Below are 16956 nucleotides of genomic sequence, written 5' to 3'. Positions count from 1 at the left end.
ATGAGACGCTGCCCGGCTGCGTGATGAAATTAAACAGCGGCGCGCGCCTCGGGAGACGCGCGCCTATTTGTATAGCAGATTTCCTACTTCTTGTCGTCTTTTACTTCTTCGAAGTCGGCGTCGACTACTTTTTCCCCTTTCGGCCCTTCCTGCTCCCCGTGAGCCTCGCCGCCGTGCGCCCCCTCGGCGCCGCCGGCTTTCGCGTACACAGCCTCGGCGAGCTTGTGGGAGGCCTGCATGAGGGCCTCGCTCTCCCTCTTGATCTCGTCGGCGTCGTTTCCTTCCAGCGCCTTCTTCAGGCTTGCCACGCCCCCCTCGATCTTCGCCTTCTCGGAGGGGTCGATCTTGTCGCCGTACTCCTTCAGCGACTTCTCGGTCTGGTACACCAGGTTGTCCGCCTGGTTGCGCGCCTCGACCACCTCGCGCTTCTTCTTGTCCTCGGCTGCGTGGCTTTCCGCCTCGCGCACCATCTTGTCGATCTCTTCTTTTGAGAGCCCCGAGGAAGCGGTGATGCGGATCGACTGCTCCTTCCCGGTGCCGAGGTCCTTCGCGGAGACGTGCACGATGCCGTTCGCGTCGATGTCGAAGGTGACCTCGATCTGCGGCACGCCGCGCGGCGCTGCGGGGATGCCGGAGAGCTCGAAGTTGCCGAGCGTCTTGTTGTCCGAGGACATCTCGCGCTCGCCCTGCAGGACGTGGATGGAGACGGCAGGCTGGTTGTCCGCCGCGGTGGAGAAGACCTGGCTCTTTCTGCAGGGGATGGTGGAGTTCTTCTCGATGAGCTTCGTCATGACGCCCCCCAGGGTTTCGATGCCCAGCGAGAGCGGGGTCACGTCGAGCAGCAGGACGTCTTTCACATCGCCGCGCAGTACGCCCCCCTGGATCGCTGCGCCGATCGCCACGACTTCGTCGGGGTTCACGCCGCGGTTCGGGGTCTTGCCGAAGATGTCCTGCACCTTCTTCTGCACCACCGGCATGCGGGTCATGCCGCCGACGAGGATGACCTCGTCGATGTCGCTCGGGGAGAGCCCAGCGTCCCTGAGCGCGGTGCGGCACGGTCCTTCGAGCTTCGCCACGAGGTCGGCGCAGATCGCCTCCAGCTTCGCACGGGTAAGCTTCAGGGTGAGGTGCTTCGGCCCGGTGGCGTCGGCGGTGATGAAGGGGAGGTTGATGTCGGTCTCGAGCGAAGAGGAGAGTTCGCACTTCGCCTTCTCGCCCGCCTCTTTAAGGCGCTGCAGCGCCATCTTGTCCCCTCTGAGGTCGATCCCCTGGTCCTTCTTGAACTCGTCGGCGATCCAGTCGATGATCTTCTGGTCGAAGTCCTCGCCGCCGAGGAAGGTGTCGCCGTTGGTGGACTTCACCTCGAAGACCCCCTCGCCGAGCTCCAGAATGGAGATATCGAAGGTGCCGCCGCCGAGGTCGAACACCGCGATCTTCTCGTCCTTCTTCTTGTCGAGGCCGTAGGCGAGTGCTGCCGCGGTCGGCTCGTTGATGATGCGCAGGACGTTGAGACCCGCGATCTTCCCGGCGTCCTTCGTTGCCTGGCGCTGGGAGTCGTCGAAATACGCCGGAACGGTGATGACGGCGTCGGTGACGGTCTCGCCGAGGTAGTCCTCCGCGGTCTTTTTCATCTTCTGCAGCACCATGGCGGAGATCTCGGGAGCGGAGTACTTCTGCCCGCGTACCTCCACCCAGGCGTCGCCGTTGTCCGCCTTCACGATCTTGAAGGGGGAGATGGCGATATCCTTTTTAACCGCCTCCGAATCGTACTTGCGGCCGATGAGGCGTTTGATGGCGAAAAGGGTATTTTCGGGGTTGGTGACCGCCTGGCGCTTTGCCTGCTGCCCCACCAATCGCTCGCCGCTCTCGGTCATCGCAACCATGGACGGGGTGGTGCGGCTCCCCTCGGCGTTGGCTATGACAACAGGTTCCCCACCTTCCATGACTGCGACGCAGGAGTTGGTGGTACCCAGGTCGATTCCTATGACTTTGCTCATTTCTTCCTCCTCTTAAGGTAGCTGTACCGGAAAGCTAGTCATCCCTCCCCCAAAAAACAAGGGGGCGTGTAAAAAAAAGGGGATCAGGGGCGGGGGCGGAAAAAAGGGGGGTGAAAAGGATCGGGGCCAGAAGGGATGATCCCTTTCTGACCCCCGAACGCTGACCCCGAACCTTTTTTCTAGTCTTCCTTCGGGGCTATCGCCACCGACACCATCGCCGGACGCAAGAGCCGCTCGTTTATGAGATACCCCTTCTGGTACTCCTGCACCACCGTGTTCGGCGGCTGCTCGGCGCTCGGCACCTGCGCCATCGCCTGGTGCAGCGCCGGGTCGAACGCGGTCCCGGGGGCCGATTCGAGCGGGGTCACCCCGTGTTTTTTGAGTGCTGAGAGGAGCATGCTGAGGGTGATCTTCACCCCCTCCAGTATGGCGGAGAGGGACTCGTCAGAGGCGTGCTCGATCGCCCGCTCCAGGTTGTCCAGGGCGGGGAGGATCTCCAGCACGAACCCCTCGTTGCCGTACTTGAGGATCTCTTCCTTCTCCCGCTGCACCCTCTTCCTGTAATTCTCCAGATCCGCCCGCTCCCTGAGGAACTTGTCGTAATTCGCTGCCGCCTCGGCCTCTTTCGCCTTCAGCTCCGTCTCCAGTGTCGCGATACGCTCCTCCGCGCTCTCCGGGGTGATCTCGGCGGCTTCCTGCGGCGCCTCGGGGGCGGTTCCTGGCTCCTGCTGCTGGGAGTCGTGGGTCTTGTTTGCCATCCCTTTACTCTCTCCTTTTATCCCTGCTCGCTCTCGAGCAGTCTGCTTATTAACTTCGCGGTGTAATCCACGATCGGAATAACCTTGCCGTATCCCATGCGGGTCGGGCCGATGACGCCGAGGACACCTACAGTGTCGTTCCCTGCCATGTAGGTGGAGGCGATCAGGCTCATCCCCTCGCTGCGCAGGATCGGCGACTCGGTGCCGATGAAGATCTGCACCCCCTGCGCCTCCATGGCGCGGTCGAGGAGGTTCAGAAGGAGCCCCTTCTTCTCGAAGGCGCGGAAGATCTCCCGCATCTTTCCTGCGTCGGAAAATTCCGGCTGATCGAGAATGTTCGCCTGCCCCTCCAGGAATATCTCCGGGTCCTCTGCCGCGACCGCCTGCTGGGAGAAGGTGATTGCCTGCTTCATCAGGGCGTCGTAGCGCACCTTCTCGCTTTGCATCTCGCTCAGGAGTTTTTCCCGCACCTGGGCGATGGTGAGCCCCTTCAGGAGCTCGTTCAGGTAGTTCGACATGCGCACCAGGTCGTCTGCGCAGACCTCGGCATCGGTCTGGATCAGCCTGTTCTGGACCGTGCCGCTCTGGGAGACGAGTATGGCGAGGATCCTTCGGGCGCTGAGCTTCACGAACTCGATCTGGCGGAAGTGATCCGTTGCGAAGCGCGGTGCGAGGACGACTCCCATGTAGTGGGAGGTCGCCGAGAGCAGCCGGCTCGTTTCCTTCAGGACCTCCGCCACGTCCTTCCCCTCCACCTGGCAGCGCCGGCGGATCTCCCGGACCCACTCCTTGTTCCCCCTGGTGAGCTTTTGCACCTCGAGGATGGAGTTCACGTAGAAGCGGTACGCCTTTTCGGTGGGAATCCTGCCGGCCGAGGTGTGCGGCGAGGTGAGAAAGCCCATCTCTTCGAGATCGGCCATGACGTTTCTGACCGTCGCGGGGGAGAGGGCGAGCTGGTGGCTGCGCGTGATGCTGCGGCTCGCCACCGGCTCCGCGCTCGCGATGTAATCCTCGACGATCGCCTCGAGAATCCGCTTTCCCCTGTCTGAGAGCTGCTCTTCCATGACACACCCTCTAAAGCATAATTAGCACTCGCTGTTGGGGAGTGCTAACGAGGTATAAGGTAACAATGCCCCCCTTCTTTGTCAAGGGGTGGGACTCCTACAGGAAACGGCAGAAGACGCTGTTGGCGACGGCGACGGCGGCGGGGGCGAGCCGCACCCGGCTCCCCTCCCTTTGCAGCGCGCCTGAGGCGACGAGACTCTCGGCTTGTGCCAGGAACGGCTGCAGATCCTCCGCGCGGAAGATTGCCGAAAGCTCCGCGAGATCGACGCCGTCGAGGCGCCTCAAGCCGAGAAAGAACCCCTCCGATATCGCCTCCCGCACGGTGAGCTCGTGCATCTCCTCTTCGGGGAGGCGGCCAGAGGCGACCGCGTCCCCATATTCCGCGATCCCCCGCGCGTTGCTCCAGCGGGTTCCGGTCCCCCCCCGGTTCAGGAAGGAGTGGGCTCCGGCCCCGAAGCCGAGATAGCTGCCGCGGCGCCAGTAGACGGTATTGTGTCTCGATTGGTAACCCGGGCGGGCGAAGTTGGAGATCTCGTACTGCAGGTACCCGGCGGCGGCAAGGATCTCGCCGGTGCTCTCGAACATGCGCGCCCCTTCCTCTTCATCCGGGAGGGGGAGCTCTCCCCGCTCGTCCATCCCCTCGAAAGGGGTGCCGGGCTCGACGATGAGGGCGTAGGCGGAGATGTGCTCCGGCGCAAAGGAGAGCGCGCGCCGCAGGGTGTCGTGCCACTCCTCTAGCGACTGCCCGGGGAGGGAGTGCATGAGGTCGATGCTCAGGTTGCGAAATCCCGCTTCCCGCGCCGCCTCGATGGCGTCGGCGGCCTCGCGGGCGCTGTGCACCCGGCCGAGGACGGCAAGAAAGCGGTCGTCGAAGCTCTGCACCCCGAGAGAGAGCCTGTTCACCCCAGCTGACCGGTAGCCGCGCAGCGTCTCCAGTGAAACGGTCCCCGGGTTTCCCTCCATGGTTATCTCGGCGTCTTCCTCGACCCCAAAGAGGCGCCTCGCCGCGTCCACGATTTCCCGTACCAGGTCCGGCGCCATGAGAGATGGTGTTCCCCCGCCGAGGTAGAGGGTGGGGGCGGTGACCTCCGCGGGGAGCCGCGACCGGCGCAGCTCCATCTCCTTCAGGAGGAGGGAGACGTAGTCGCGCGGCGCCATCGCGTCACCCCCCACCGAGTTGAAGTCGCAGTAGAGGCATTTGCGGACGCAGAAGGGGAAGTGGATGTAGAGGGAAGCTTGCATGATGTCCTTGTGTATTATTATTTCCGGGAACCGCTCCAGCGCGGCTCGTGCACCGAGCAGCACTATTCATTACTAGCAAATGCCCCTGGCAAAGTCACCAAAAAGGGGTGGTCCGCGGAAGGCGGCGCAGGCGCCATCTCCAGCGGTCCGCAGGTAGCGCCGGCATCGCCGCAAGCTCACGAGATCTCTTGAAAAAGTTCCGATCTGATATTACACTGCGCGTGCTGCAAACGGAGGGATCGTGGAAGAGAAGATACGGGCGGCTTGCGTGCAGTTCACGGTGAAGCTCGGGGATGTGGAGGGGAACCTTCGCCATGTGAAGGAGGCGCTCTCCTGCGTCGCCGGGGAGGGGGCGCAGCTCGTGGTCCTTCCGGAGATGTGGAGCTGCGGCTTCGACTACCGCCGCCTCCGGGCACATGCCGGCCAGACCTCGCGTATTCTCGACGATCTCCTCCTGCTGACGGAGCGACTCGGGCTCACCGTGGTGGGGAGCCTCCCGGAGCCGCACGGGGAGAAGGTCTACAACACCGCCTTTGTCGTCGACCGCGGCGCCCTCGCCGGGAGCTACCGCAAGATGCACCTCTTCTCCCTCATGGGGGAGGACCGCATGCTCGACGCGGGAGACTTCTCCCTGGTGGCCGAGACCTCCCTTGGCCCGGTCGGCGTCCTCATCTGCTACGACCTCCGTTTTCCCGAGCTTTCCCGCAGGCTCACCCTGGAAGGTGCGCGGATTATCGCAGTCCCGGGGGAGTGGCCGCAATCGAGGAGCGCCCACTGGCGCACCCTGCTGCAGGCCCGCGCCATCGAGAATCAGCTCTTCGTTTTGGGGGCGAACTGTTGCGGCACCACCGGGAAGCTCTTCTTCGGAGGAGAGAGCCTCATCGTCTCCCCTCGCGGAGAGCTTCTGGCCGCGGCGGACGGGGAGGAAGGGGAGATCGTGGCGGAGCTCGATCTGGCTGAAATAGCGGGGTTTCGGGGGGAGATCGACTGTCTCGGCGACCGCAGGCCCGACTGCTACTGAGGGCGCCACCCCGCCAGCGCTCTTTCCTGTTGACTTCACAGATGCTTAAGCATATTTTTCACGTTTTGACAGCTCTATAACTGGAGGAACAAAACCTTGGGTATGTTCGCTTCGACCGGCCTGGTCGTGAAACTGGTCCTTATTGTCCTCATCTACTTCTCGGTCGTCTCGTGGGGTATCATCTTCTACAAGTTGCTGCAGGTGTACCGCGCCAACAACGCCTCGGAGCGCTTCCTCGAGTTCTTCTGGAAATCGAAGCGGTTCGACGCGATCGGCAGCCAGGTCGACCGCTTCAACCATTCCCCCCTCACGGTCCTCTTCACCGAAGGGTATGCCGAGCTCAGGAGGCTCCAGGAGACGGGGGAGCAGAAGGCTGAGCCGAATATCATCAGCACCGACCTCGGCGGGATCGACAACATCTCCAGGGCACTGCGCCGCGCCACGACCTCCGAGATCACACGGCTGGAGAAATACCTCACCTTTCTCGCCACCACCGGCTCCACCGCCCCCTTTATCGGGCTTTTCGGGACTGTGTGGGGGATCATGACCGCCTTCCAGGGGATCGGCCAGTCCGGCTCCGCCTCCCTTGCCGTCGTGGCACCCGGTATCGCCGAGGCGCTCATCGCCACCGCCATCGGCCTCGTGGCAGCTATCCCTGCCGTCATGGGGTACAACCACTTCCAGCAGAAGATAAAGGTGCTGATCTCCGAGATGGACAGCTTCTCCACGGAATTCCTGAACATAGTGCAGCGTAACTTCGGGAGATAGCGATGGAACTGGGCAACAGGGATAACGGCAGCCGCTCGACCATGAGCCAGATCAACGTCACCCCGCTGGTCGACGTCATGCTGGTGCTACTGGTCATTTTCATGGTGACCGCCCCGATGATGCAGCAGGGGGTGCAGGTGAACCTCCCGAAGGCGGATACCAAGTCGCTCAATCCGCAGGAGGACACGGTGGTGGTCTCCATCGAGAACACCGGGAGGACCACCATCAACGCCAACGAAGTGCCGAAGGGTGAGCTGAAGGAGCGCCTGAGCACCATGTTTGCGAACCGCCAGAAGAAGGAGGTCTTCCTGAAGGCCGACAGCGCGGTCCCCTACGGCGAGGTGGTGCAGGTCATGGCGCAGATCAAGGGTGCCGGCATCGAGCGTCTCGGCATGGTTACGGAGCCCGCCGCACGGAAATGATCATGGCACGCAAGGGGCAATATCCCGGGCCGGGGGGGATGCTCGCGCTCTCCTTCCTCTGTCACGCACTCGTCCTCGTGCTGGTGCTGAAGCTGCAACTCCTGCCGCACGCAGCAACGGTGGAGACGCCGTCCTACTACGTCGACCTGGTGAACCTGCCGGTCGCCTCCCCCCAGGCGGGGACCCCGGGGCCTCCGGCCGCGGCACCTGCCGGGCCAAGCGCTCCGGAGGAGCCCGCAAGCGCCCCGGTTATGCCGGCAAAGCTTCCGGTGCCGCAGCCGAAGTCGAAGCCTCTCCCCGCGACGGTGCCGGCAAAGCCGGCGGCCAAGCCGAAGCCGGAGGCGGCGCACGACGATAACCACGATTTCAACGAGCGGATGGCGAAGCTCGCGCAGGCCGCCGAGGAGCGGCGCTACAACGAGACGCTCGCTAAGCTGAAAAAGGGTGGCGGCGGGAAGGTCGGGGTCCCGGGAGGAAAGGGAACGGAGGCCGGAAGCGACTACTCCTCCTACATCCAGTCGCGCCTGAGAGACGCCTTCCGCTCCACCATAGCCTCCGACACCTCCGCACCGCGGGTGGCGGTGCGCCTCACCATCGGCCCCGACGGCCGCATCGTGCGACTGCGCATCGAGCAGACGAGCGGCGACCGCGTCTTTGAGGAGGCGGTGGAACGCGCGGTGCACCTCGCCGAGAAGTCTTTCAGGCCCCCGCCGTCCGGGGGGGAATTCGAACAGGGATTTGTCTTCAGGCCGCAAGGGGTGGGTGTCCGATGAGAGCGCTGGTGCTCGTGGTTTTTCTATTGCTGGCGGCACAGATTTCCGGTGCCGCGGACTCCTACCTGGAGGTGACGGCGCCCGGCAGCCGCAAGCTCGGTCTCTACCTCGCTCCCGCCACCACCCTCTCCGGCGCTCCTGCGCCGGCGATACCGAAAGAGACGGAGGAGGTCTTCACCTTCGATCTGAACCTCGCCGGCCCCTTCAGCGTGACGAGCGGGGGGACGGGGCAGGGGGCGTCGGAGCTCGTGCTGAAGACCGCCTACTCCCTCTCCGGGGAGAAGGTGACCGTGGAATGCCGCCTGTGGGACGCGGTGCTGAACCGCGAGGTGACCGCAAAGCGCTACAGCGGGAGCCAGAAGGACGTCCGGCACATGGCCCACGCCTTCTCCGACGAGGTGCTGCGGGCCGTCACCGGGGAGCGGGGGGCGTTCACCGGGAGGATCGCTTTCGTGTCGCGGCGCTCCGGCAACAAGGAGATCGCGCTCATGGACTCCGACGGCCACAACGTGCAGCGGGTCACCAACAATGGCGCCATCAACCTGAGCCCCGATTTCGACCCCTCCGGCCGCGAGATCATCTACACCTCGTACAAGAAGGGGAATCCCGACCTGTACCGGAGAGAGCTTTTCACCGGCGGGGAGGCGCGCATCTCCTCCCGCCCCGGGCTGAACGCGACGGCCACCTATGCGCCGGACGGCAGGCGTGTCGCCGTGACCCTCACCAAAGACGGGAACTCGGAGATCTACATCCTGGACAGCTCCGGAAGAGAGCTCTCGCGCCTGACGCGAGATCCCGCGATCGATGTCTCTCCCGCCTGGTCCCCCGACGGCTCCCGTCTTGCCTTCGTCTCGGACCGGCTGGGGAAGCCGCAGATCTTCGTCGTCAACGCCGACGGGAGCAACGTGCGCCGGCTCACCACGAGCGGCTCCTACAACGTGACGCCGCGCTGGTCGCCGAAGGGGGACCGGATCGTGTACGCCCGGCAGGAAGGGGGCGGCTTCCAGATCCACATCGTCAATGCCGACGGCAGCGGCGATGCGCGCCTCACCGAGTCGGGGAACAACCAGCACCCGCACTGGTCCCCGGACGGCCGCTTCATCGTTTTCGACTCCAGGCGCGACGGCGGGGAGGGGGTCTACGTCATGCGTCAGGACGGCAGCGGCGAGACGAAGGTTTCCCGTGAAGCCGGTGCCTCGCAGCCGGTGTGGTCGCGCCCGTGGTAGCGCTCCTGCATTGAATTTGCAGGGTGCAAAGGTATACTTTGTTTCGCTTGATCGGCCCCCCTCCGGAGTGCCGAAATTACTATGACAAAAGGAGAGACTGAAATGCGCAAGGGGATATCTGGAAGCTTGGTGGTTCTGTGCTGTGGGGCTCTTCTCATGGCGGGTTGTGCGCACAAGGAGCAGGTGAAGCCGAGCGAGCCGGTTTCGACGACCCAGCAGCCGCCGGCGGCTCAGCCCCCTGTGGAGGCGCCGAGACAGGCCTCTCCGAGGGAGACTGCCCCGCAGCAGGCTCCCCTGCCGGAGACGCGGACGGACGAGTCGACGATCCGGCCGGAGCAGCGCCCCGTCGAGCAGGGCGCGGGGAGCGTGCAGGCGGAGCTTGAGAAGGTCTACTTCGACTACGACTCCTCCTCCCTCTCCCAGGAAGCGCGCAACACCCTTTCGAAGAGTGCGCAGTACCTCTCCCGCAACTCCCAGGTGAAGGTGCGGGTCGAAGGTCACTGCGACGAGCGCGGCTCCGACGAGTACAATATGGCTCTCGGCGAGAGAAGGGCGAAGGCTGCCAGGGATTACCTGGTGAACCTGGGGATCTCCTCCGACCGTCTCTCCACCATCAGCTATGGGCACGAGAAGCCGGCGGATCCGGGGCACGACGAGGCTGCCTGGGCAAAGAACAGAAGGGACGAGTTCACGATCATAAAGTAACGGCCCCTGCACCGATGAAAGGGAGCCTCAGGGCTCCCTTTTTCGTGGTATGAGAAGCGCCGGAGGGGAGATGTGATGTTTTACGGGAGAAAGTTTGGAATCTGCCTGATCCTTGCCACCCTGTGCGGCTGCGTTGCCACCAGGGACGAGCTGTCCGTCGTGCAGCGCGACCTCGACGAGATGAAGAGCCGCCTCTTCACGGTCAACAAGGATCTGGCGCAGGTGCACACGGAGGTGCAGGAGGGGGTCCAGAAGTCGCTGGTAGGCTACACCCAGAGGGTGGAAGGGCTCGAGAAGGACGTGCAGGGGTTCCAGAAGGAGCTCGGTGCGATTCGGAAGAGCAGCGCGGACGTGCAGGCCTCGCTGGACAGCACACACGTCGACATGCAGAGCCTGAGCGGGAAGGTGGACGACGTGCGCATCCTCGCCCAGAAGCCTGTGGACGACCTGCAGCTCATGAGGGACGACCTGTCGAAGCGCCTTGCCGCCATCGACGAGCGCCTGGCGAAGCTTGAGAAATCGCTCGCCGAGGTGCAAAAGAGGGGTGAAGAGGCGCAGCAGACTCCGGAGCGGCTGTACGAGCTGGGGGTCGCGGCGCTGAAGGGGGGGGATGCGGCGAAGGCGCGTGAGCTTCTCGGCAACTTCGTGGAGCGCTACCCGAAGCACCAGCTGACCGGGAACGCCCACTACTGGACCGGCGAGAGCTACCTCTCGGAAAAGAACTACGAGCAGGCGATCCTCGAGTACCAGGAAGCCATCAAGAGCCACGGGGAGAAGACTCCCGATGCGATGCTGAAGCAGGGGGGCGCCTTCAAGGAGCTGGGAGACGCGAAGAGCGCCGCTTACGTGTGGAGAAAGCTCGTGGAGGAATTCCCGAAGAGCGAAGAGGCAAAGACGGCGAAGGAGAAGCTGCGCCAGAAGTGAACTGAAAGTTGGGGGGAACTCCGCTTCGGCTCCCCCCTCCCTTGACGGGAGGGGGACAGGGGGTGGGTGAAGCTGCCACCTGCTGCGATGGTAGCGCCTTCCCCCCCACCCTGTCCCTCCCCCGCAAGGGGGAGGGGACGCTCCTGCCGGCTCTTCGGGACGGGGCCTCAAAACAAAAAAGGCGAGGGAATCTTTCCCCCGCCTTTTTCATATCTGCTGCGAACTTTTCTCTCAGGCCGTGTGCTGCGGCTTTTCCTCGGCCTTCTGCTCTTCTTTGACCTCTTCATCCTTTGTCTGTGCGGCCGCTTCCTTCGCCATTTTCTCCCTCTCCGCGGCTGTTGTCTCCGCATCGATGGTGTGCTTGAAGTCTTCGGTCGCCCTCTTGAATTCCGCCAGCCCCTTGCCGAGCGAACGCGCCAGTTCCGGGAGCTTCTGCGGGCCGATCACGATGAGAGCTATCACCATGATGATGATGAGCTCCGGCATTCCAATGCCAAACATACTCTGGTACCTCGCAAATATGGTGGAAAAGACGCACCGTCGGTAAAAACTGGGAAAAGAATAGTGGTTTTGCTTCTGCGTGTCAAGAGGCGCGGGGCCCGGCCGTTAAAGGGTTTGACATGCATGTTAAGATTGTCTACTATCATAACCCTGTTTAGGAACCGTGTTTACACAATGAGCATTAAGAAATTCACTTTATCAATCTGGTGGTGACCGCATGGAGCAGCAGTCGATACAGTCTGAGATACGGGCGTTACTGAAGCAGCGCAACGCGGTGCTTCTGGCACATAACTACATGAGGGACGAAGTTCAGGAGATCGCCGACATCACCGGTGATTCCCTCGCCCTCTCCATCGAGGCGGCGGCGACCGACGCCGATGTCATCGTTTTCTGCGGTGTCCATTTCATGGCGGAGTCCGCTTCCATCCTCGCGCCGGAGAAGACGGTGCTTCTGCCGCGCCTCGACGCCGGCTGCCCCATGGCGGACATGGTGGACGCGGAGTCGCTGCGCAAGATGAAGGCCGAGCACCCGGGGGTGCCGGTGGTGACGTACGTGAACTCCTCTGCGGCGGTGAAGGCCGAGACGGACATCTGCTGCACCTCCGCTAATGCGGTGAAGGTCGTGCAGTCCCTCCCGGAAAAGGAGCTTATCTTCACCCCCGACCGCAATCTCGGGCGCTTTGTATCGAAATTCACCGACAAGAAGTTCCACCTCTGGGAAGGGTATTGCCCGACCCACGAGAGGCTGAAGCCGGAGGCGGTGCTTGCGCTGAAGGAGCAGTATCCCGATGCACCGTTTGTGTGCCACCCGGAGTGCAACCCGGCGGTCTCGGCGCTCGCCGACCACGTCTGCTCCACCACAGGCATGTACAGCTACGTGACGGAGAACCCGGCGAAGCGCTTCATCATCGGCACCGAGGCGGGGATCCTCTGGCGCATGAAGAGGGAGAATCCGGAGAAGGAGTTCATCCTCGCCTCCCCGGCGCTGGTCTGCCCGAATATGAAGCTCACCTCGCTGGAGGATATCCTGGAGGCGCTGCAAACGATGAAGCCGGTCGTGAAGGTGCCCGAGGAGATTCGGATCCCGGCAAAGCGGGCGCTGGATCGGATGCTCGCCATACCGAGGGACTGACGAAAAAAAAGCCCTCCTCCCGCTAAAGGGAGGGGGGCTTTCTCATTGGCTCTTCGGGGATTCCTGGGACGTGGTACCCCCTCCCTCAACGGGAGGGGGACAGGGGGTGGGTGAAGCTGCCACAGGCTGGGATGGTGGCACCTTCCCCCCACCCTGTCCCTCCCCCGCAAGGGGGGAGGGAACGTTCCTGCCTGCTCTCGCTGTCCAAGAATCTAGAACTTTTCGGGAGGGGCATCGATGATACGTGCCTTCAAAGGAGTCTCGCCGCAGATCGATCTCACAGCCTTCATTGCAGAGGGGGCCGTGGTGATAGGGGATGTGCGCATCGGGAGGGAGAGCAGCATCTGGTTCAACTGCGTCGTGCGCGGCGACGTGAACTTCATCTCCATCGGGGAGCGCACCAACATCCAGGACCTTTCCGTCCTCCACGTGACGCACAAGAAGGATGCAGACGATCCAGGTGCGCCACTGGTGATCGGGAGCGACGTCACAGTGGGGCACAGCGTGACGCTGCACGGCTGCACGATAGAGGACGGCGCCTTCATCGGCATGCAGGCGATCGTCATGGACCGTGCGGTCGTCGGGAAGGGAGCGCTCGTCGGGGCGCGCGCCCTCGTCACGGAGGGGACGGTCGTTCCCCCCGGGACGCTGTGGCTCGGCGCGCCGGCGAAGTACGTGCGGGATCTTACCCCGGAGGAGAAGGAGTGGATCGCCCGCTCCCCCGGAAACTATGTGAGCTATGCATCAGAGTACCGGGACGACCTGCCATAACCCCGCCCTGAGCCTCCCGCTCCAAAAGCGGCGGGAGCGCCTCATGGAGATTTTCGAGCTCCTCCTCGCCCGCTATGGAGCGCTGCACTGGTGGCCGGCGGAGACGCCGTTCGAGGTGTGCGTGGGGGCAATCCTCACCCAGAACACGAACTGGAACAACGTGGAGAAGGCGCTCGCGAATCTGAAAGGGGAGGGGGTGCTGACGGTGGCGGGGTTGTGGGAACTCCCGGTGGAGAGGCTCGCGGAGCTGATACGTCCGGCGGGATTTTTCCGGATAAAGAGCCAGAGGCTGAAGGATTTTCTGGGGTACCTGGTGGAAGGCTACCACGGGAGCCTCGACCTCATGTTCGACCGTGACTGGCGGAGCTTGAGGAATGAGCTCCTCGGCGTGCGCGGCATCGGGAGGGAGACCTGCGACTCGATCCTCCTTTATGCGGGGGAGAAACCTTCATTCGTCGTCGACGCCTACACGCGGCGGCTCTTTTCCCGGCTGGGGCTCATCTCGGAGAAGGACGACTACGAGACGGTGCGCTCCTTCTTCATGGACGCGCTTCCGGAGGAGACCGAGCTTTTCAACGAGTACCACGCGCTCATCGTGGAGCACTCCAAGCAGCACTGCAGGAAGAAGCCTCTCTGCGAGGGGTGCCCGCTGTTGGCGCTCCCGCGGCTCGTAGCATAGATCATTACGCCCGCGCGCTTCCGGCGCCGAAGACTCCCACCCCATCCGGCAACTTCACCACGACATCCAGAAACTGCTTCAGAATCCTCGCCGTCAGTCCCCAGATCTCGTCCCCGCGCCAGGTAAAGAAGTACATCGGCTTCACCCCCTCCTTCCACGGTGGCCAGTGCTCCGTCCGCATCGCCCCCTCCCCGAGAAGGTGGCCCAGCGGGACCTCGATGACCCGCTCGATCTCCCGCTCGCTCACGGTGAGAGAGAGATCCGCCGGGATGACTCCCACAACAGGCGTAACGAGATAGCCGTGGATGGAGAGGAAGTCGTCGAGGATACCGAGCACCGCCACGTCTTCGGGGGGAATCCCCAACTCCTCGTGGGTCTCCCGGAGCGCGGTCTGAACGGGATCGCGGTCCTCAGGCTCAGCAACGCCTCCGGGGAAGGAAATCTCGCCGCTGTGGTGGGTGAGGTGCGAGGTCCTCTTGGTAAAGAGGATGTGGTACTCGCCGTGGCGAATGAAGAGGGGAAGAAGGACTGCTGCCGGCACCGATCCCGGCTCCAGCGGCACGCGCTCGCGCGCGGCGAGCGCCTTTTGCAGCGCAGAAGGTAAGCCGGGCGCCCCCGTCGCACCGTTTCGTGGGTGTGCCGGGGGCGCGGGCGAGGTCACAGGATCGGCTCCTTCGCCTTTTTCTTCAGCTCTGCGATGGTGGCGGCGTAGTCGGGGCTTTCAAAGACGGCGCTTCCCGCCACGAAGACGTCGGCCCCGGCGTGGGCTATCCGGCCGATGTTGGAGATCTTCACCCCGCCATCCACCTCCAGCTCAGTCTCCAGCCCGCGCTTGTCCAGCATGCCGCGCAGCGCCTGGATCTTGGGGATGCACGCCTCGATGAAGGACTGCCCACCGAAGCCCGGGTTTACCGTCATGAGGAGCACCAGGTCGAGGTCCTCGAGGACGTACTCGAGGTGGTTCAGGGGCGTGGCGGGGTTGAGCGACACCCCGGCCTTCTTTCCGAGGGACTTGATGAGCTGCACGGTGCGGTGCAGGTGGAGGGTTGCCTCCGCGTGGACGACGATGATGTCCGCTCCTGCCTTCGCGAACGATTCCACGTAGCGGTCCGGCTCTGCGATCATCAGGTGCACGTCGAGAGGAAGCTTCGTGACGCGGCGGACCGCCTCCACCACGAGTGGCCCGATGGTGATGTTCGGCACGAAGCGTCCATCCATCACGTCGACGTGCACGTAGTCGGCGCCGGCCGCCTCGATGGCGGCAACCTCTTCCCCGAGGCGGGAAAAATCGGCGGAAAGTATCGACGGAGCTATCTTTTTCATGCGTTCTCCCTGTGCTTTTTCGGGTTCTTTGGGAAGTCGTAGTGGTTGTGATTGAGGTTCCCCCTCCCGTGACGGGAGGGGACGTTGCTACCGACTGTGTCCCTAATTTTCCGATCCCTTTTTTTTCAGTCTTGCAGCGAAGAAGCCGTCCATGCCGCCGCGGTGCGGCCAGCTCCTGAAATAGCCCTCTTTGGTCATGAGCTCTGAGTACTCAGGGAAGAGGGCGGCGAGGTTCTCCGCCTCGAATTCCGGATGCCCCGCGAGGAAGCGCTGCACCACGTTTTCATTCTCCTCAAAACTGGTAGAGCAGGTGGCATAAAGCAGGGTGCCACCGGGCTCCAGGTATTGCGCGAGGTTTTCCAGGATCGCAAGCTGCCCGGTGGCAAGGTTCAGAAGCTCCGCCCGGGTGCGCCACCATTTTCCTTCCGGGTGGCGCCTCAGGACGCCGAGTCCGGAGCAGGGGGCGTCGACGAGGACGCGCTGGAAGCGCACCTCGGAAATAGCGGGACTGGGAATCGCCGCATCCATTGTGAAGGTCCGCACGCTCTGGATCCCGAGCCTGTCGCAGGTCTCCTTTATCAGGCGCAGCTTCTTCGAGTGCATGTCGCAGGCGCAGATCTCGCCGCGGTCCCCCATGAGCTGCGCTATCTGGGTGGTTTTCCCCCCCGGCGCGGCGCAGGCATCGAGGACGCGATCCCCCGGCTGAGGGTCGAGGAAGAGGGGGGCGAGCTGGCTCGACTCGTCCTGTACCGTAAAGAGCCCCTCGGCGAAGGAGGGGAGCCTGGTGATGGGGCCGGAGTTGCTGATACGCACCCCCTGCTTTGACCAGCGAGTGGGGGAGCATGAGACTCCTTCCTTCTCCAGCCGTTCCGCCAGGGCGTCCCTGTCCGTCTTCAGCGTGTTCGCCCTGAGTGTCAGGGGGGCGGGCTCCGCCATGGCGGCCGCCAGTTCCTCCGCCTCGGCGAAACCAAGCTGGTCGCACCACTGGCGGGTGAGCCAGGTGGGGTGCGAGTAGCGGGCGGCAAGGTACTCCGCGGGTTGCGTCGCAGGATCGGGGTAGGTGATCCCGTCCTTTCCCCTGAGGGCGTTGCGCAGTACGGCATTGATGAAACCTGCAGCGCGCGGCACTATCTCCTTCGCGAGGTTCACCGTCTCGTTCACCGCGGCGGAAACCGGGACGCGGTCGAGGAAGAAGACCTGGTAGGCCCCCAGCCTCAGCAGAAGGAGGACGGTGAGTTCCAGCTTTGCCGGGCGCTGCTTGGAAAACTGCCCGAGGATGTGGTCGAGCGTCCCCTGGCGGCGCAGCACGCCGTAGACCAGCTCGGTCAGCAGCCCGCGGTCCGCTCCGACAATGGCGCCCTTGGAGAGTTCGAGATCAATGAGGAGATCGGCAAAGGACTTTTCTTTTTCGATGCGCAGCAGGATTTCAAAGGCGGCGCGCCGTGGATTTTTGGTGGACAAGTGGCTCCCTCTTTCCGGTTACTTCTTTTGCTTCCTTCTCTGAAGGGGATGGAATGCGGCTCCGCGCCCCCAGATTTGCGGGATCATTATAAGCATTGCGCCCAAAACTGCAAGACGTAACGGCCTTGACAGCATTGGGGGGACAGTTAGTCTTGCAGTAGAGAACCGCTATCTCTTCAGTATAAGGA

18 protein-coding genes are annotated in these 16956 nt (G+C 63.3%); 10 read left to right on the top strand and 8 right to left on the bottom strand.

The window, feature by feature from the left end; all coding sequences use genetic code 11:
* Positions 1-83: 83 nt before the first annotated feature.
* The 4 genes from dnaK to hemW all read right to left on the bottom strand — a co-directional run bounded on the left by dnaK (position 84) and on the right by hemW (position 5062).
* Positions 84-1997: a molecular chaperone DnaK gene (gene dnaK / locus LPW11_RS06430; RefSeq protein ID WP_230997306.1), complete on the bottom strand. Its 1914-nt coding sequence runs from the start codon at positions 1995-1997 to the stop codon at positions 84-86.
* 179 nt (positions 1998-2176) lie between these two features.
* On the bottom strand, positions 2177-2755 hold the full coding sequence (gene grpE, locus LPW11_RS06425; protein ID WP_230997305.1) for a nucleotide exchange factor GrpE: 579 nt from the start codon (positions 2753-2755) through the stop codon (positions 2177-2179).
* A gap of 17 nt (positions 2756-2772) precedes the next feature.
* Positions 2773-3819, bottom strand: coding sequence for a heat-inducible transcriptional repressor HrcA (hrcA, locus tag LPW11_RS06420; protein WP_230997304.1), 1047 nt, complete (start codon positions 3817-3819; stop codon positions 2773-2775).
* A 97-nt stretch (positions 3820-3916) separates the two neighbouring features.
* Positions 3917-5062, bottom strand: coding sequence for a radical SAM family heme chaperone HemW (hemW, locus tag LPW11_RS06415; protein WP_230997303.1), 1146 nt, complete (start codon positions 5060-5062; stop codon positions 3917-3919).
* Between the two features lie 241 nt (positions 5063-5303).
* Here hemW and LPW11_RS06410 point away from each other — a divergent pair, with 241 nt between their 5' ends.
* The 7 genes from LPW11_RS06410 (at position 5304) to ybgF (ending at position 10901) form a co-directional block, all read left to right on the top strand.
* Positions 5304-6083 carry a carbon-nitrogen family hydrolase gene (locus LPW11_RS06410; protein ID WP_230997302.1) on the top strand — a complete coding sequence of 260 codons (780 nt, stop codon included), beginning with the start codon at positions 5304-5306 and terminating at the stop codon, positions 6081-6083.
* Positions 6084-6185: 102 nt separating this feature from the next.
* Positions 6186-6851 (top strand): protein TolQ, encoded by a 666-nt coding sequence (gene tolQ, locus LPW11_RS06405; protein ID WP_442899818.1) that lies wholly within the window; start codon positions 6186-6188, stop codon positions 6849-6851.
* 2 nt (positions 6852-6853) lie between these two features.
* Positions 6854-7273 carry a protein TolR gene (gene tolR, locus LPW11_RS06400; protein ID WP_230997300.1) on the top strand — a complete coding sequence of 140 codons (420 nt, stop codon included), beginning with the start codon at positions 6854-6856 and terminating at the stop codon, positions 7271-7273.
* Between the two features lie 2 nt (positions 7274-7275).
* Complete coding sequence (locus LPW11_RS06395) at positions 7276-8046, top strand: energy transducer TonB (protein ID WP_230997299.1); 771 nt, start codon at positions 7276-7278, stop codon at positions 8044-8046.
* On the top strand, positions 8043-9272 hold the full coding sequence (gene tolB, locus LPW11_RS06390) for a Tol-Pal system beta propeller repeat protein TolB (protein WP_230997298.1): 1230 nt from the start codon (positions 8043-8045) through the stop codon (positions 9270-9272). The genes LPW11_RS06395 and tolB overlap by 4 nt, the downstream gene beginning before the upstream one ends.
* A 102-nt stretch (positions 9273-9374) precedes the next feature.
* Positions 9375-9977, top strand: a complete 603-nt coding sequence (gene pal / locus LPW11_RS06385; RefSeq protein ID WP_230997297.1) for a peptidoglycan-associated lipoprotein Pal — start codon at positions 9375-9377, stop codon at positions 9975-9977.
* Positions 9978-10052: 75 nt separating this feature from the next.
* Positions 10053-10901 carry a tol-pal system protein YbgF gene (ybgF, locus tag LPW11_RS06380; RefSeq protein WP_230997296.1) on the top strand — a complete coding sequence of 283 codons (849 nt, stop codon included), beginning with the start codon at positions 10053-10055 and terminating at the stop codon, positions 10899-10901.
* Positions 10902-11132: 231 nt separating this feature from the next.
* On the opposite strand, the gene LPW11_RS06375 is transcribed toward ybgF, so the two are convergent.
* A complete protein-coding gene (locus LPW11_RS06375; RefSeq protein WP_230997295.1) occupies positions 11133-11402 on the bottom strand; it encodes a TatA/E family twin arginine-targeting protein translocase in 270 nt (89 codons plus the stop codon).
* Between the two features lie 217 nt (positions 11403-11619).
* On the opposite strand from LPW11_RS06375, the gene nadA reads away from it, so the two are divergent.
* The 3 genes from nadA (at position 11620) to LPW11_RS06360 (ending at position 13984) form a co-directional block, all read left to right on the top strand.
* On the top strand, positions 11620-12534 hold the full coding sequence (nadA, locus tag LPW11_RS06370; protein WP_230997294.1) for a quinolinate synthase NadA: 915 nt from the start codon (positions 11620-11622) through the stop codon (positions 12532-12534).
* Between the two features lie 237 nt (positions 12535-12771).
* Positions 12772-13305 carry a gamma carbonic anhydrase family protein gene (locus tag LPW11_RS06365; RefSeq protein WP_230997293.1) on the top strand — a complete coding sequence of 178 codons (534 nt, stop codon included), beginning with the start codon at positions 12772-12774 and terminating at the stop codon, positions 13303-13305.
* A 43-nt stretch (positions 13306-13348) separates the two neighbouring features.
* On the top strand, positions 13349-13984 hold the full coding sequence (locus tag LPW11_RS06360; RefSeq protein WP_230997292.1) for an endonuclease III domain-containing protein: 636 nt from the start codon (positions 13349-13351) through the stop codon (positions 13982-13984).
* Positions 13985-13988: 4 nt separating this feature from the next.
* Here the strand turns inward: LPW11_RS06360 and LPW11_RS06355 are convergent, their stop codons facing one another.
* From LPW11_RS06355 to rsmB, 3 genes are all read right to left on the bottom strand, one after another.
* Positions 13989-14645 carry an NUDIX hydrolase gene (locus LPW11_RS06355; protein WP_230997291.1) on the bottom strand — a complete coding sequence of 219 codons (657 nt, stop codon included), beginning with the start codon at positions 14643-14645 and terminating at the stop codon, positions 13989-13991.
* Positions 14642-15307, bottom strand: coding sequence for a ribulose-phosphate 3-epimerase (rpe, locus tag LPW11_RS06350; protein WP_230997290.1), 666 nt, complete (start codon positions 15305-15307; stop codon positions 14642-14644). The genes LPW11_RS06355 and rpe overlap by 4 nt, the downstream gene beginning before the upstream one ends.
* A 102-nt stretch (positions 15308-15409) precedes the next feature.
* Complete coding sequence (gene rsmB, locus LPW11_RS06345; protein ID WP_230997289.1) at positions 15410-16768, bottom strand: 16S rRNA (cytosine(967)-C(5))-methyltransferase RsmB; 1359 nt, start codon at positions 16766-16768, stop codon at positions 15410-15412.
* Positions 16769-16956: the final 188 nt, after the last annotated feature.

Source organism: Geomonas sp. RF6, from assembly GCF_021044625.1.
Taxonomy (GTDB): Bacteria; Desulfobacterota; Desulfuromonadia; order Geobacterales; family Geobacteraceae; genus RF6.
The sequence above is the reverse complement of the archived record's forward strand: the minus strand, read 5'-3'. Positions and strand labels throughout refer to the sequence as shown.